Origin of the sequence: Curtobacterium sp. NPDC098951 (genome assembly GCF_044759965.1) — a bacterium.
Classification (GTDB): domain Bacteria; phylum Actinomycetota; class Actinomycetes; order Actinomycetales; family Microbacteriaceae; genus Curtobacterium.
Genome location: NZ_JBIWAG010000006.1, coordinates 133,601 through 147,696 on the forward strand (window position 1 = coordinate 133,601; position 14,096 = coordinate 147,696).

A 14,096-nucleotide genomic window follows, 5' to 3' on the forward strand; every position below is an offset into this window, starting at 1 on the left:
GCTGAGGGTGCAGCATCGCCGCCTGGTACGTCCCGAACAGCCGCGACCACCTCCCCAACGGGTACAAGATCAACCGCACCGTGCAGGCCCTCAAGACCGCCGGGCTCGAGGCCACCACCGAACTCAGCACCGAGCACCGCCCGACCGCCGAGGTCGAAGCCGGGAAGATCGCCCGCCAGGCCGACCGCGTCGACGCGGTCAACGCCAAGGCCGACCGGAAGGCCGCCGCCGACACCGCAGCGTGGGAGCGCGTCGAGACCGCCACGTCCCGCCTGCCCGAGGGCGGCGAGCCGATCCACGTCGGACACCGCTTCGAGGGCCGACATCGGAACGCGATCGCCAAGGCCGACACCGCCATGCGCCGATCGATCGAGGCCACCGCCGACGCCGAGCGCGCCCGCGCCCGCTCCGACGCCAAGCGCGCCCGCGCCGACGCCGCAGCCATGACCACCGACAGCCGCTACCGGCCCGGCGTCGACGGCAACCGCATCGAGAAGCTCGGCGCCGAGATTCGGAAGCTGGAACGCCGCATCATCGAGCCCTGCTACGACGCCGAGCGCGGCTACGTCCCCGCGACCGCCGAGCAGATCGACGCCACCCACGCCCGCCTGACGCCGTACATCGACGAGAAGCGCGACCAGCTCGACTGGGAAGGCTTGCGCGCCGCGCAGGTCGATTCCGGCACCGCCACCGGCTACAGCCGCGAGACGGTCAAGAAGGGCGACCGAGTGAAGGTCCGCGGCCACTGGTACACCGTCGTCCGCGTCAACGCCAAGACCGTCAGCGTCCCGACCCCCTACTCCTGGACCGACACCACCCCCTACGCCGAGCTGCAGGACCTCCACCAGCCCGAGTGACAGCAGGAGGCCCGGCCCGCACCCGGACCGGGCCTCCGACACCACCGGCGCCGGTGAGGGGGCGTGCCCCCTCGCGCTCCCCCGCTACTTGGCGATGTGCTCCGCGACTCCCGGAATCACCAGGATGCCGGCAACCGCAGCCAGGAACGCAGCGACGAGGTTGATGAACTGCATGATGAACGCGCGCCAGGGGCGGTCCTCTCGGCCGTACAGAGACCACGTCGCGACGCCGAAGACCAGAACCCCGGCGATGCCAACGAGGTATAGCGACAAGCTCGAGAACACCGCACTAATCTCTCCACCTGGTTCCGACGCCTTCAGGAGCGGTGGGTCCGTTGCCTGGACCCCCAACACGATCATTGTGCTGGCGAACGCAGCGGCGAACGGGGCGATGATTCGGAAGAACAGATGCACCCGAGTCGGTGCGGGCGTGGTCGACGCCTGTGGTGCGGGCTGGGACTGTGGCGTGGTCGACGCCTGTGGCGTCGGCTGGCCGTGCTGATTCGCGCTCATGGGTTCCTCTCGGAGCTCACGCCGAGAGAACGACCCCGCTCCCCCAGCGGGCGTCACGGCCTGATGAGGGCGGCCCGTGACGCGATCACGCGGCCGTACGCCCCCGCGTACGCCCCGGTGCCGCCCTGTCGGCCGGCCGCGCTCAGTGCAACCGAGGCAGGTCGACGCTACCCGACTCCACGCTGCAGGATGACCCCATGAGCCTCGACGTCTGCCCGGTCTGTGGGAACCGTGCCGCCGCGCACTCGTCGGACACGTTCACCCTCGACGACGGCCAGCGCGGGCACGTCTCCTGCACTGCCCGCGCGATGGGGCTCCCGTTCCCCGAGATCATCTACGACCGGTAGCCATGACCGAGCACCACGTCATCCAGCTCGGCGACGTCATCACCGATCGGTGGGGCAACGTCGGCATCGTGCTCGAGCTCAAGCACGGCATCGGCGATCGCACCCCCGTGGCGCTGACCAACCTGACGAAGTCCCTCGCCCGCTAGCTCGACGTCGACGACGTCCGCGAAGATGACGGCACCGACCCGGCCCTCGCGATCGCGAATGCCTCCCACCACCTGCAGGGCGCCATCACCGCGCTCGAGGTCGTCTGGGACCGCCTCAAGGCTGCACAGGCCGCACTCCGCGGACAAAGTGCGCACCCGAAGGGAGAGACGCCGTGACCGACGTCGGCCCCATCGACATGAGCAGCCTGTACTACCGGGCCGCCGAGGTCGCCGAGGTCGCCGAGGTCGCCGAGGTCGCCGAGGTCGCCGAACGCGCCCTCGTGCTCAACCCGTCCTACGGGTTCGCCCTCGCCGACCTGATCGACGACGAACGCGACCTCGACGCAGCCCTCGAGAACCCCGTCACCGCGCACATGCTCATCACCGGCACCGTCGAGGGCATCGTCCGAGCACTCGCACACACGCCGGAGCCGCTCACCGTCATCCGCAAGCTCGACCCAATGGACCCGCCCGGGGGAGAGGTCACCGCCGACGACATGGAAACCGCTTACGCCCGCATCGAAACCGCGCTCCTCAACCAACAGCAGCAGACCGACCACAGGCCCCTCCCCGGCGACACCGTCAGCTTTGACCCGTTCGCGGAAGACCCCGTTCACGCATCCAGTCAGATCCTCGCCCTCATTGCCGCCGGCAACGACATAGCCACCGCTCGACGCGGGTAGGGGCATCCCCGTACCCTCGAGACTCTCGACGGGTCACTCTCGCCGACTCGCTCGAGCCCGCCAACACCCACTCTCTCCGGGTGTCGGCACAGCCCCCGGCCACTCTCTCCGGCCGGGGGCTTCACTCATCCCACCGCGTGCACCGGCCGCGTGGCACGATGCCCTCATGAGCGCCGAGGATCCCGCCGCCGAGGCTGACGCCCGGCAGCAGCTCCGCGACGCCGCTACGCGCCGCGTACAGCGGATCGAACGGGTCCTCGTCGGTGCGTCCGCGTGGGCCGTCGCGATGATCCTCACCGTGACACACGTGCACGGATGGTGGGCCGCCGGCGCCACAGCAACTGGCGTCGACGCCGCCACCGCCGAGCTGACATTCCGGACCCTGCTCACCGCGGCCCTGCTCCTCGCCGCCGTGATGCTCCTGCCGCAGATCCTCACTTGGACCACCACTCTCAGCGGCCGTATGAGCGATCCGTCGGCTCCTCGAGGCCGAGGCCGAGGCCGAGTCCCGTCGTGACGGGCCCGAGCGGCGGCACGACGGCCCGTAGTCGGCACCGCCACGCGGATCGGCAACGCCGTCTAGCCACTAGACGACCCCGTCCAGCGTTCTGGACACCGGTACGTCGTGTCGCCGTACTCGCCTCCACGCACGCAAAGAGCGCCCCCGGCCGAAGCCCGGGGCGCTCTCCGTTCAGTGCATCAACTCGACCACGAGCCTGACCACACCGACAACGAGGTTGCCGATCTGGAGCCAGAGCCCGGGCCTACCTGACGGGTCCTTCTGTGGGCTTGCGCTCACTAGGTCCCCCTTCCGATCGATCCGAAAGTGCCGGTACCGAGCGAAAGTGCGTGCAGGGGGTCCAAGTCGTGCCCTGTGTACTCGTCGAGTACACAAACACACAAACTTGGCGTAGGGTCGAATTTGTTCAACTCGGGGTCCCTAAGAGCCACCCCAACCGCACAACTCGCGAGACGAGTTCAGAGCCCAGGCCGGTTGCACCCGACCTGGGTTTTTCTGTTCCGTCTCAGCCGGTGAAGTCCTGCGGCCCACCGGATGAGTTGAGTCTACGTCGCGACCCCGACGTGCCCGGAGTCATGTCAAGAAACGAGGGCGCGCTCGTTCGCTCACCGCGGACCACCGCGGACCACAGCGGTCCGTGCAGGCACATACGGACATGCAGCCGGCAGGGGCCGCTACCCGTCCGCAGAGCAAAGTCTCGGGCGTGTCGGACACCCGTCAGGAGGCGGGATCCTCTTGGAAGTCGAAGATGCCGTGACAGCCAAGCACAGAGCATTGCGAACGTCAGGCCGCTACCGTCGACCTGTGCTCCCCGCGATCGACGACGACAGGCGGCGTGCAACGTGAGGTCGCAGCACAGCGACAGTTCCGACGCCGGGACCGCACGCGCCCCGACGTCGTCAGGAATCGAGAGCGCGTGCTCGAGGTCGCAGCCTCGCTGTTCGCCCGTGACGGCCTCGAAGTCAGCATGAAGGCGATCGTGCGCGCGACCGGCCTCGGGAACTCGACTCTGTACCGGCACTACCCGAACCGGGTCGCCCTCGCCGCCGACGTCCTCCGCGGCCCAGTGACCGCATGGGCGTCCGCGGTCCGCGCAGCCGCGGACTCCGGAGACGACGTTTTCGCATCGACGGTTCGCATCAGCGCACGGCACCAGGCCACCAGCCTCGCGATCGCAGAGCTCGTTGCCAGCGCCACGCAGCTCAGTGCCGACGTCGACGCCGCCCTCACAGGCGGCCGCGAGGCAATCTCCAGCGCCCTCCGTACAGCGGTCGACGCCGGTCGAGTCCGGTCGGACGCTTCCGCGTCCGACGTCGACCTGCTCGCCACCGCGATCGCCGGCGTCCTCCGCCGTGGGGACACTGACCCCGCCCCGCAGGTGGACCGCCTGGTCGACCTGTTCCTCCAAGGCATCGAATCTGGGCGGGAGCCGAACTCGGGGATCGTTCGGTGATGAGTCGAGGGTCTAGCCGCTAGACGGTCCACGCGAGGCTACGGCGAATCATCGTCGGGACGAACGTCGCTGCGCCTATTGCGACCATGACCGCGGCCGGCAGCACGAGCCCAACGGGGGCGCCGGCCACGACGACGTCGTACGCGAAGTGCCCGAGGATCAGCGGAACGACCGACCCGTACCGAGCGAAAACGATCACGGCGCCGACACCGGCGAGGACGACGAAGGCCGCAGCGACGGGACCCTGGTACAGGTGATCCGTGAAGCGCGTGATCAGGCCGAAGATCCCAGCGAGGTAACACCACCGCGGCACTTCGTTGTGAGCAGTCCCGCGGCCGCGCAGCGTCCGGTAGATGGTCACGAGCGCGAATGTGACACCGATCGGCAGCGCGACGTCGATCGTCTCCTCCCAGAGTCCCGCCCACACCGAGGACGCCAGCCGGGCGCCCCACCCGAACGATCCGTAGACCTCCCCGACGGAACGCACCTCAGTGCCGGTCTCCCGCGTCACCCACGCGGCGATCGTCCCCACGCCGGTGAAGATGAGCGCGTAGACGACGGAGCCGCGAACGGTGCGCGCGATGCGGTGCGGGCCCGGCCAGGCCAACCGGGCGCCGAAGCCGGCACGCCAGACCGTCAGCGACGGGAGAACCAGGACGACCAGTGCGATCGACGCCGACGGAAGGTACTGCCCCAGGCCGCCCAGAGCGGCATCATTCGACACGATCGCCGCACCGCCTCGAGCGGCCTCGCTCACCCCGTGGGCCCAATGCCCGGCCGCGAGGAAGACCAGGAGGGGCAGGCCGAGGAAGAGCGTCATCGTCATCGGCACCATCCGCCAAGTGGCGAATCCCAGGGCGCCGCTCTCGACCTGTGCGCGGGCGGTCACTGGGAGCGCCCCTCCCGGCTTCGAGCACGTCCCAGGACTTCGGCGACCTCCGGGGTCATCAAGTAGTGCTCGCCGTCCCAGTCCCAGACGTAGTGCCACTCGTCGCCCGAGGGCATCTTGTAGAGCGGGAGGTCTGTGCGACGGATGGCCTTGCCGATGCCACCGAGCACGCCCGCGACCTTCGACGCCGTGCCCTGGGGGTGGCCGAACGCGTAGGCGAGCTCCTGCGGAGTCATCCGGTGCCCGGCGTTGATGATCAGCTTGTGGAGCAGAATCTGTCCCTGGCCCGACAGCGCCGCCCAGAGCCGAGCAGCGATCGCGTCGGCGTCATCGGTGAGGACCCACGACGGCACCAGGCCCGAGTCGAGGAGGGTAGGGCTGTCACGCTCGCCGGTGTTCACCAGGAACTCCCCGAAGCGGATGTAGAAGTCCTCGACGCGATGGTCAGGGACGTGGACGGTGATCGGAATCATGAGGTCTCCAAAATAGGTTGCAAGCTCGCTTGTGTCTCCTCGTCATCATGCACCAAGTCAACCTCCCTTGCAAGGTAGGTTGAAACATCCCATCACAAACGATCGTTTCTGGACACGTAAGCCAATCGGCATCGTGCTCGACACGACGTCGACGCGCGTCGGGTACGCGCGGTACCCGGTGCCGTCGACCGACGCGGACGTTGTCCGCTACAACAACGCCCTGCGCAAGATCGTCGCGTCGTACCCGCAGGACGGCACCGTCGTCATCGCTGACGCGTTCACTGGGTGGGACAAGGCGACGATGATCAGCCCCGATGGGCAGCGCCCGAACGACGCTGGGTAAGCGCACATCGCCGCCGCGATCATCTCGACGCTGGCCGCCACACCGTTCCGTGAGGGGCATAACGTCGTCTCGCCTGCACCGTCGGTCAGCTACGACTCGTTCAACCGCCCAACCAGACCACCGGACTCGGCAGGGATCTGCACGGCCGATCCTACTCAACGGTCGGTGGCATCAAGTACGGCCTCTTGGGTGGCCCTGCATACCGAGCCAGCGGCGGGGATGTGCGCGAGTGTACAGCAACCGTAGAGACGAGGAAGGCATCGGTCGACGTGAGCGTCACCATGACCGCGCCGTCGTCGAAGGGCGCGGGCCCACAAGTCGGTGACGCTCGTGAGATCATCGCAGCATGTTCGAAAACGGTGCGGTCATTGCTCTGATGGTGTTGCTGATCGTGCTCGTATGCCTCTGGGTCGCCGCAGTGCGATCGATCGTTCAGGACAACCGCCTGTCTGCGGAGGCCAAGGTGGGTTGGATCATCGCGGTTCTCGTCGCTCCGTTCCTCGGAGTGATCGCCTGGTACGCAACTCGCAGCTGGAATCGGTCTGCTTAGAACTGGTTGACATCTCGAGGTCTCACGGCGACTTGTTGGCGAGCATGACTCCTGCGAATCACGCACCAGGTTGAAGCTGAGAAGGTATTAAGCCCGCCTCGAAACTAAAGGTTCTGACCAGGGATTTTCTGTCTTGCCCCCAAAGGGGTGTCATTGGGTGATTTGCAGGTTCTCCATATGCTGCGGAGGCTGACAGCAACCCGTGCTGTCGCTTGGCCTAGGGGGTCTTGTGCACACCTTGCTGCACGTTCCGCGCTCGAGGAGGCGCAGCATCGCTGCCGCCACACTCGGCGCGCTTGCACTGATCGGTTCACTGCTGGTGGCAACACCAGCTCACGCGTTGAACGACACCGGTACCGGTGGTGTGTTCGTCCCGACCACGGGCCGGATCATGGACACGAAGAACAACATCGGCGGCTACTCGACGCCGATGCCCGCGAAGACGTGGCGCACCGTCCAGGTCACCGGACTTGCTGGCGTCCCTGACGACGGCACAGTCGGCGCAGTGTCGGTCGTTGCCACGGTGGCGGACATCTCCGCGACAGGGCAGCTGTTCGGACGTCCGGATGCGGACACGAAGTACACGCTGATGGGGATCTACGGCGGGGAGCAGCAGCAGAACACGTCGTTCTCGTCTGTCCTCGCCGTCGGCGCCGATGGCACCATCCAGGTGTACGCGGAGACCAGCGCCCGGCTGATCTTGGACGTGCAGGGGTACTACACCGCGAACACGGACGGAACCGCCCCGGGCGGTTTCGTGCCGTTGAACGGCAAGCGCGTCGCGGACACCCGCTCCGGGACCGGCCTGCCGCAGGCGCAGCTGACCACTGGCAAGAGTGCCGTGCTGCAGGTCACCGGCACTGCCGGTGTCCCGGCGGGTGCGTCTGCGGTGATCGTGAACCTGGTTGCGATGAACGCGACGTCGAACGTGGGGTTCTTGACCCCGTATCCGACGGGTGCGGCGCGGCCGGCGAACTCGTTCAATTACGCCGGCGGCACCACCACGACGATGCAGGCGCAGGTGCAGCTCTCCGCTGACGGCAAGATCACGATCTACAACGCCAACAGCACCATGGACCTCGCCATCGACATCCAGGGGTACTTCACCGCCACCGGAAGCTCCGGCGCGATGTTCACGCCAGGATCGGGCCGGATCTTCGACACTCGCGCGGCCGGGAGCACGATCCTCGCCGGCAATGAGACCCGCGCGATCGCCGTCGCGGGCCAGCAGGGCGTCCCGGTGATGGGCTCTGGCATCAACTCGGTTGTCCTGACCCTCACCGCGAAGGCTGCGAATGGATCCGGTTGGGGCCGCGTCTGGGCCAACGGCACCAGCGAGCCCGACACTGCATCGCTGCGCTACGACAACGGCACGATCCGCTCCAACACCATCACCGTCCCCGTCGGCGCGAACGGGAAGGTCAGCCTCCACAACCTCGGTACTGGAGCAACAGACTTCATCATTGACGTTCAAGGCTGGTACACGAACCCAGTCGCGCCGGTCGTGACCTGTCCCTACGCAGAAGGGTCGACCACGCCGGCGCTCCCCTCAGCCGCCTTTGACTGCAATGTAGTGCTGCCGCCCGCGAGTGGACTCGCGGATTCTGCCGAAATCTTCGCCGACGGTGTCTCGCAGTGGTCCGGACAGCTGTCTGACGCTGATTTCCAAACCATCGCGGCCCATCTGTCGACGCAGGGCGGTCCTCGCTCCGTGACGGCTACGACTCGTACCGCAGACGGCTCTCCCGTTTCCACGGACGAGTTTGACTTTACTGTTGGTGGAAACTGGGATCAGGAATCGCTTACGGAATTTCCAGGCAACGGTGCCAACGCATCGATCACGACGAACCTCGGCGGGCGTATCGTGAACGACGAATGGCCTCAAGGTACACAGTTCAAGTACACGCTCTCAACCAATGCTGACCCCGCGGTCGATTCCCTGGTGGCTACTGACTGGCTGCCAGGCGACTACACTGTCCCCACTGGAATCCTCACTGCCGGAACCACCTATTTCTGGCGAGTGAGTGTAACCGGAACCCCGTCTGGCAGTAGCTCGATCACCACCCGTGATCTTCCCGTTCAAGCTTTCACTGCGTCCAACGATGCGATTGCACCGGAATGCACTGCCCCGTTCATGGCGCAGGCCGCTGCGGAGGACTACCAGATCCAGGCATCCGATTGGGTGAAGTACTGCCCCGGAACGGCGGAGCAGGAGAACAGCGACGATCCGGTTACGGAAAGCGCTTCGAGCGGTACGGTGTCAGCTCCCGGCTCTGTGGGGACTTCAGATAGCACGACTGCTAGCACGACGATCCACAGCCAGACATGGAATCAGACGTCGGCGTTCAACCCTGTGTGGGCAATCACCCACTCGGGCAAAGTGTTCTACGACGGCAAGCGCGCGTGGGTTAAGAAATACCGTGGCAAAACGGGATACCACACGTGTGACACTGACGGATACGCAAATGTTGTTGAGGTCAATCTCTTGGCGTGCGGTACCGTCGAAAAGAGCAACGGTAGCGTCGTCATGTATATGACTCACAATGTCATTACACCCGGCCCCTGGGGTACGCATTTCACCTCCACGTACACAGTCCACCGCACATACAACAAGGGCGGGGTCAGCTTCGCCGGGTCGGGGACGGGACTGTGACAGACACTCTAGATGACGTGCAAGTGGCCACCCAGCGCCACGAGCAGCTTATCGATGTGCTACTCATTGTGGGTGTTGTGCTCGCAAGCGGGTTAACCGTCATTGGTGGAATCGTGCTTGCGGTGGTCGCCTGGAAACATTTCCACAGGACTGGTCGCATGCTTTTCCTGATCGCCGCTCTGGCGTTTGGTATCCCGCTCCTGCAGTTCTCTGTCGCCTCGGGCTTTAGTGGACTGATGACCATTTTCCACACCATTTCCTGAATCAGGATGACATGGAGGAGTGCTGGTGCGACTCGATAGTCGCACCAGCACTCTTCTGTGTGGTATGTCAGACCTACCCCATGGGTGTCTTGCCTCCCTACGGTTGCGAGACGTCTCATTAACACCGCCTGCGCCGGTGCTTGCTCGGCGGATCTCAGGGGGCCGCGAGTCTTGCAACCATGTGTTGTAAGTGTCGGGCAGAATTGCTGTCATGAAGGTTGGTTGCGAGACAGAGGCATCATCGTAAAGCTCATCGGCTATGCACGAGTGTCGACCCGGCAACAGGACACTGACCGGCAAGAACAGGACCTCCTCGCAGCGGGGGTGCGCCGCGATGACCTGTACAACGATCATGGCGTATCCGGAGCTCGCGCTTCGCGGCCGGCGTTCGACCGCGCGCTTGACGCGCTGCACGGCGGCGACGGCTTGGTCGTCGCGACACTGGATCGGCTCGGGAGATCCACAATCGACATGTTGGGCTTCGCCGCCCAGCTGCGGGACCGTCAGGCGGGGCTTCGTGTCTTGAACCTCGGAGGTGGGGACGTGGATACGTCGACGCCGATGGGGTCGATGGTGTTCTCGGTCATGGCTGCGCTGGCACAGATGGAGCTCGAGATCAAACGTGAGCGGGTCCGTGACTCGGTCACGAAACGTCGTGCCGCGGGTCAGGATCTCGGTGGCCGAGGCGCAGTGTTCACCGGTAGTCAGGTCAGGGCTGCGATCCGGCTCCTGGATGCCGGCGAGTCAGCGTCTCAGGTCGCCCGCGACCTCGGCATGTCGCGCGCGACCCTTTATCGGCGCATCCGCCTGTTGCGATCCGGTGATGCCCAGTGAAGAAGCGGCCTGCCCTCAAGGATCGACCCGAGGTCGCCAAGCACCTCCACAATCACATCGAAGTCAGCCGCCGGGAGCTCGATGCGTTCGTCGAGGAGGACGACGCCGTGCGGCTGCTGGTTCTGGCGGAGCTGCGGTCCCAAGCCGCCGACCAGGAAACAACATTGGTGCTCACGCTCGAAGCGGCGACCGTCGCGATCCTTGCAGTGATGCTCTCGCGAATCCCAACAGCGTCCGAATCCGCACTTCCCGATCTCGGAGCGGGTTGGGTCGGCGCTGCAGCCTTCGCCATTTCGTGTGCCGTGCTCGGTGTAATCGCGGTCTTGCTTGCAACGCCATCGGTGTGGCACGCAGTGATCGGCAACCGCAACCACGCGCGAGCAGCGGTCTGGCTCGGCGCCTATGAGCAGGTACTTGCGGAGTCTAGATCGACGGACACCGTGACAGAGCCACAACGATTGCGGTTCGCGTTCTGGCGCCGACGAGGACGTGCGGCGAGCCGTTAGGCGCCGGCGGGTGGGTCGGAGGCGATGCCAGACGGTGTTCCGTAGGGCGGGCGCTAAGTACGTCGCCCTGTTCTGCTTTGCTCACTTAGGGCGTGGCCGCCGCCATGTCAACTGTCGCGCAAGCGCAAGCGCACGCTTAGCGCGTTCACCCGTCGATGTCAGGGCGACGATGCTAGCCGCGACGAAAACGAGGGTGCGAGCGCAAGCGCATGCGGCGACCGTCCAAAAGAGGACCGAAACCGACGCGGGGGCTGCCTGCAAGAGCGAGGTCACGAACAGAAGCCACGGGGACACCGGATCTCCACTACGGGTACCGGCTCCCGCGCGCGCGGCACCAGCAGAAGATGGGTCGGCGTTTGCTGCAACGAGACTCGAGCGGGCGCAATCTATTCGGCTCGAAACCGCGGGGTTTCAGAACATGTGATCGTCGCCAGCTTTGACCGGGTCTCGCACCTCGTCAGCAGGCTTGGGCCGTGACGAGGGTACGTATCGTGACTGGGACGGATCTTTGACCATAAGGTCGCCGAAAGGCACCATGTCGTGCAGGGGTACGCACACATTGTACACCGGGCCAGATGTGTCTGTCGAGGTCTGCGGAGGTGTTCTCCGAGACGTCGGCGAACGCGCTGATCTGCTCGGGGGGATCCCATCGGGCAGCCCTTGAGGGCGTGGTTCCTCATCCTCACATCGATCGTTTCTGCCTGGTCGACCGACGTCGTTGACGACCCCCGTACTTCCGTGAGCTCCTGACTGTCAAAACTCATCGTCAGAACCTCCAGTCGTCAAAACCCTGCCATACCGTTTTTGAAGCCGAAGGGATAGAATTGACAGACTGACCGGGGGAGGACTCGATGGCAACGCAGACCAAGACCACGCAGCTCACCAAAGCCGAGCGCGCGCAGCGTCAGCAGATCGTCGACGAGACTCGCACATCGACTGCCCTCGAGGGCGGCCGCGCCTCGGACCTCACGCACGCCGCGCAGGACCGGTGGGTCCGCGGCGAGCTCACGTTCGACGAGATGGCCGCCGAGGTTCGGCGCGCGCACCCGTTGACCGTTGACCGCTGACGAGGCATGGCCTCCGACGACCGCTCCTGGGAAGCTGAGCGGCCCTGGGCGACTGGCGCCACCCACGAGGACCGGTGGGCCGGGTACCTCGACTCGGAGACCGGGATGCTTCAACCCGGTCGGCCGAGCCGATCCGTACACAAGGAGAGCTCCGCGACTTCGAGGACTCCCGGGCCACGATCCGCGCGATGGAGCTGCGCCTGCAGCCCATTCGCGGTGACTTCGGCATCGAGCACTTGCAGGCGATCCACCGCCACGTCTTCCAGGACGTCTACCCGTGGGCCGGCGAGATTCGTACCGTCGGGATCCAGAAGGAAGGGCAGGGGTTCCTACCGCCGGAGCACGCCGGCATCGTCGTCGACGGTGCCGCCCGCATGATGCGCGAGGACGGCATGCTCTCCCCAGGTATGGACAACGCCCGGTGGTCGAGCCTGCTCGCTGAACGGTTCAACGACGCGCACCCGTTCCGCGAGGGCAACGGTCGCGCCCAGCGGCTCTACTTCGACCAAGTCGCCGAAGCCGGCGGAAAGACGATCCACTGGTCCGTCCTGACTAAGGAGCAGAACAACGCCGTCTCGCACGCCGCCCGAGCCGGGGATCTCGAGCCGCTGCGCTCCGCGTTGAGCGTCATAGTCACCGACCGCATGGACCCGCTTACGCTGCAGCGCGCCAAGCAGGCCGCTGAGGCCATGCGGGGGGTCCGCTCCGTCCCGCCCGGCTACGCCGCCGGACGGTGCCGGCGCGGGGGAGCGGTCCTACTACGGACCCTCCGGCCGATCGACCGGGCAGAACGTCACCGGGCCCCGACGCGACGGGTACGAGCGCTGATGGCGATCGTCGGCTACGCCCGCGTCTCGACGCTCGACCAGTCATTAGATTCGCAGACCGACGAGCTCCGCGCCTCGGGGACAACCCGGATCTTCGAGGACAAGGCATCCGGGAAGCTCGACACCCGCCCCGGCCTGGCGGCGGCGCTCGACTACCTCCGCGACCACGAGGGCGACGTGCTCATGGTCACCCGCATCGACCGGCTCGGTCGGTCCGTGCAACACCTGGTCCGCGTCGTCGACGACCTCAAGGCACGCGGCATCGATTTCCGATCCCTGCACGAGGGCATCGACACCACCACCGCTGGCGGTGAGATGTTCTTCGTCATCTTCGCCGCCATTGGACAGTTCTCCGGACGCATCATCAGCGAACGCACCCACGAGGGCCTAGCGGCCGCTCGAGCGCGTGGCCGCTGCGGCGGCCGTCCCCGGGCGATGACGCCGAACAAGCTCGCCACTGCCCTCCGCATGCGCGCGGAGGGGCACACCTACGACGAGATCGCCGGCACCATCGGCGTCAGCGCGTCCACCGTCTCCCGCGCTCTCGCGGACGCGCTGCAAGGCGTCTCGTGACGGACTGGGCCAACCTGCTCTCAGGGGTGGTCGGCGGTCTCGTCGGCGCCGGCGGTGCCGTCGGAACAACGCTCATCACCACTCGGAGCGATCGTGCCGCTCGCAAGGCCGACCGTGACGAGGACCGGGCGGATCGTGCCGCCGAACGCGCACAGGAGCGCGCAGCGAGACGCCTCGACCAGGGCCGCACGGCTGCTCGCGACGCCCTAGCGATCACATCCAAGTTCTTCACCACCACCGGCGACAGAGCAGGCCCAAACAACGGGGACAGCTTCATCGGCTACGCCGGCTGGGGAGACATGCGCATCATCGACGACCTCGCCGAGCTCATCGACAGCGAGAAGATCCGCGGAGCGGTCCGCTCTACCGTGAACGCCATCGGCACCGCCGGATACGTGACGATGTTGATCCGCGAGTACGACGACCCCGAGCAGTGGGATCTCACCCGACGTCGAGAGCGTGACCTGCTGCTCCTGATGCGCCGAACCCTCGGCTCGTATCTTCGCGACGAGGAGGACCAGTACGCCACGCTCCTCGCTGAAGCAACGAAGGAAGAAGAAGCTGGCCAACGTGCCGCCGACCAGATTCAAGGCGGCTGA

At 66.1% G+C, this 14,096-nt stretch carries 18 protein-coding genes; 15 read left to right on the forward strand and 3 right to left on the reverse strand.

The features are described 5' to 3' along the window. Positions 1-80 precede the first annotated feature (80 nt). The gene (locus ACIQUC_RS15685; RefSeq protein WP_402268766.1) at positions 81-857 is read left to right on the forward strand and encodes a DUF3560 domain-containing protein; all 777 of its coding nucleotides are present in this window, start codon (positions 81-83) and stop codon (positions 855-857) included. Between the two features lie 84 nt (positions 858-941). On the opposite strand, the gene ACIQUC_RS15690 is transcribed toward ACIQUC_RS15685, so the two are convergent. Further along, positions 942-1,370, reverse strand: a complete 429-nt coding sequence (locus tag ACIQUC_RS15690) for a hypothetical protein (protein ID WP_402268769.1) — start codon at positions 1,368-1,370, stop codon at positions 942-944. A gap of 197 nt (positions 1,371-1,567) precedes the next feature. On the opposite strand from ACIQUC_RS15690, the gene ACIQUC_RS15695 reads away from it, so the two are divergent. The 5 genes from ACIQUC_RS15695 (at position 1,568) to ACIQUC_RS15715 (ending at position 4,519) form a co-directional block, all read left to right on the forward strand. Continuing rightward, positions 1,568-1,717 (forward strand): hypothetical protein, encoded by a 150-nt coding sequence (locus ACIQUC_RS15695; RefSeq protein ID WP_402268772.1) that lies wholly within the window; start codon positions 1,568-1,570, stop codon positions 1,715-1,717. A gap of 2 nt (positions 1,718-1,719) precedes the next feature. Further along, complete coding sequence (locus tag ACIQUC_RS15700; RefSeq protein ID WP_402268775.1) at positions 1,720-1,863, forward strand: hypothetical protein; 144 nt, start codon at positions 1,720-1,722, stop codon at positions 1,861-1,863. A gap of 173 nt (positions 1,864-2,036) precedes the next feature. Next, positions 2,037-2,546, forward strand: a complete 510-nt coding sequence (locus ACIQUC_RS15705) for a hypothetical protein (RefSeq protein WP_402268778.1) — start codon at positions 2,037-2,039, stop codon at positions 2,544-2,546. Between the two features lie 166 nt (positions 2,547-2,712). Beyond that, the gene (locus ACIQUC_RS15710) at positions 2,713-3,063 is read left to right on the forward strand and encodes a hypothetical protein (RefSeq protein ID WP_402268780.1); all 351 of its coding nucleotides are present in this window, start codon (positions 2,713-2,715) and stop codon (positions 3,061-3,063) included. A gap of 919 nt (positions 3,064-3,982) precedes the next feature. Beyond that, the gene (locus ACIQUC_RS15715; protein ID WP_402268783.1) at positions 3,983-4,519 is read left to right on the forward strand and encodes a TetR/AcrR family transcriptional regulator; all 537 of its coding nucleotides are present in this window, start codon (positions 3,983-3,985) and stop codon (positions 4,517-4,519) included. A gap of 19 nt (positions 4,520-4,538) precedes the next feature. Here ACIQUC_RS15715 and ACIQUC_RS15720 read toward each other — a convergent pair whose 3' ends face one another. Together ACIQUC_RS15720 and ACIQUC_RS15725 are read right to left on the reverse strand one after the other, a co-directional pair. Beyond that, positions 4,539-5,345, reverse strand: a complete 807-nt coding sequence (locus ACIQUC_RS15720) for a hypothetical protein (protein WP_402268785.1) — start codon at positions 5,343-5,345, stop codon at positions 4,539-4,541. Between the two features lie 59 nt (positions 5,346-5,404). Then, positions 5,405-5,881, reverse strand: coding sequence for a DUF6416 domain-containing protein (locus ACIQUC_RS15725; protein ID WP_402268788.1), 477 nt, complete (start codon positions 5,879-5,881; stop codon positions 5,405-5,407). A 133-nt stretch (positions 5,882-6,014) separates the two neighbouring features. On the opposite strand from ACIQUC_RS15725, the gene ACIQUC_RS15730 reads away from it, so the two are divergent. The 9 genes from ACIQUC_RS15730 (at position 6,015) to ACIQUC_RS15770 (ending at position 14,096) form a co-directional block, all read left to right on the forward strand. Then, positions 6,015-6,224, forward strand: coding sequence for a hypothetical protein (locus ACIQUC_RS15730; protein WP_402268791.1), 210 nt, complete (start codon positions 6,015-6,017; stop codon positions 6,222-6,224). A gap of 346 nt (positions 6,225-6,570) precedes the next feature. Beyond that, on the forward strand, positions 6,571-6,774 hold the full coding sequence (locus ACIQUC_RS15735) for a PLDc N-terminal domain-containing protein (RefSeq protein WP_402268794.1): 204 nt from the start codon (positions 6,571-6,573) through the stop codon (positions 6,772-6,774). 229 nt (positions 6,775-7,003) lie between these two features. Continuing rightward, positions 7,004-9,427, forward strand: coding sequence for a hypothetical protein (locus ACIQUC_RS15740; RefSeq protein ID WP_402268797.1), 2,424 nt, complete (start codon positions 7,004-7,006; stop codon positions 9,425-9,427). A gap of 23 nt (positions 9,428-9,450) precedes the next feature. Then, entirely contained in the window at positions 9,451-9,690 is a 240-nt protein-coding gene (locus ACIQUC_RS15745) for a hypothetical protein (RefSeq protein ID WP_402268800.1), read from the forward strand. 240 nt (positions 9,691-9,930) lie between these two features. After that, positions 9,931-10,524: a recombinase family protein gene (locus ACIQUC_RS15750; protein ID WP_402269010.1), complete on the forward strand. Its 594-nt coding sequence runs from the start codon at positions 9,931-9,933 to the stop codon at positions 10,522-10,524. Then, a complete protein-coding gene (locus ACIQUC_RS15755) occupies positions 10,521-11,030 on the forward strand; it encodes a hypothetical protein (protein WP_402268803.1) in 510 nt (169 codons plus the stop codon). Before ACIQUC_RS15750 ends, ACIQUC_RS15755 begins: the two co-directional genes overlap by 4 nt. An 851-nt stretch (positions 11,031-11,881) precedes the next feature. Beyond that, positions 11,882-12,097: an antitoxin VbhA family protein gene (locus ACIQUC_RS15760; RefSeq protein ID WP_402268806.1), complete on the forward strand. Its 216-nt coding sequence runs from the start codon at positions 11,882-11,884 to the stop codon at positions 12,095-12,097. A gap of 188 nt (positions 12,098-12,285) precedes the next feature. Then, positions 12,286-13,497 carry a recombinase family protein gene (locus ACIQUC_RS15765; RefSeq protein WP_402268809.1) on the forward strand — a complete coding sequence of 404 codons (1,212 nt, stop codon included), beginning with the start codon at positions 12,286-12,288 and terminating at the stop codon, positions 13,495-13,497. Continuing rightward, entirely contained in the window at positions 13,494-14,096 is a 603-nt protein-coding gene (locus ACIQUC_RS15770; protein ID WP_402268812.1) for a hypothetical protein, read from the forward strand. Before ACIQUC_RS15765 ends, ACIQUC_RS15770 begins: the two co-directional genes overlap by 4 nt.

What these genes read in the sequence shown, in the direction of transcription:
- ACIQUC_RS15760 (WP_402268806.1), top strand. Translation starts at nt 11,882, where the DNA reads ATGGCAACGCAGACCAAGACCACGCAGCTCACCAAAGCCGAGCGCGCG.
- ACIQUC_RS15695 (WP_402268772.1), top strand. Translation starts at nt 1,568, where the DNA reads ATGAGCCTCGACGTCTGCCCGGTCTGTGGGAACCGTGCCGCCGCGCAC.
- ACIQUC_RS15700 (WP_402268775.1), top strand. Translation starts at nt 1,720, where the DNA reads ATGACCGAGCACCACGTCATCCAGCTCGGCGACGTCATCACCGATCGG.
- ACIQUC_RS15765 (WP_402268809.1), top strand. Translation starts at nt 12,286, where the DNA reads ATGGAGCTGCGCCTGCAGCCCATTCGCGGTGACTTCGGCATCGAGCAC.
- ACIQUC_RS15690 (WP_402268769.1), bottom strand. Translation starts at nt 1,370, where the DNA reads ATGAGCGCGAATCAGCACGGCCAGCCGACGCCACAGGCGTCGACCACG.
- ACIQUC_RS15710 (WP_402268780.1), top strand. Translation starts at nt 2,713, where the DNA reads ATGAGCGCCGAGGATCCCGCCGCCGAGGCTGACGCCCGGCAGCAGCTC.
- ACIQUC_RS15725 (WP_402268788.1), bottom strand. Translation starts at nt 5,881, where the DNA reads ATGATTCCGATCACCGTCCACGTCCCTGACCATCGCGTCGAGGACTTC.
- ACIQUC_RS15720 (WP_402268785.1), bottom strand. Translation starts at nt 5,345, where the DNA reads ATGACGATGACGCTCTTCCTCGGCCTGCCCCTCCTGGTCTTCCTCGCG.
- ACIQUC_RS15735 (WP_402268794.1), top strand. Translation starts at nt 6,571, where the DNA reads ATGTTCGAAAACGGTGCGGTCATTGCTCTGATGGTGTTGCTGATCGTG.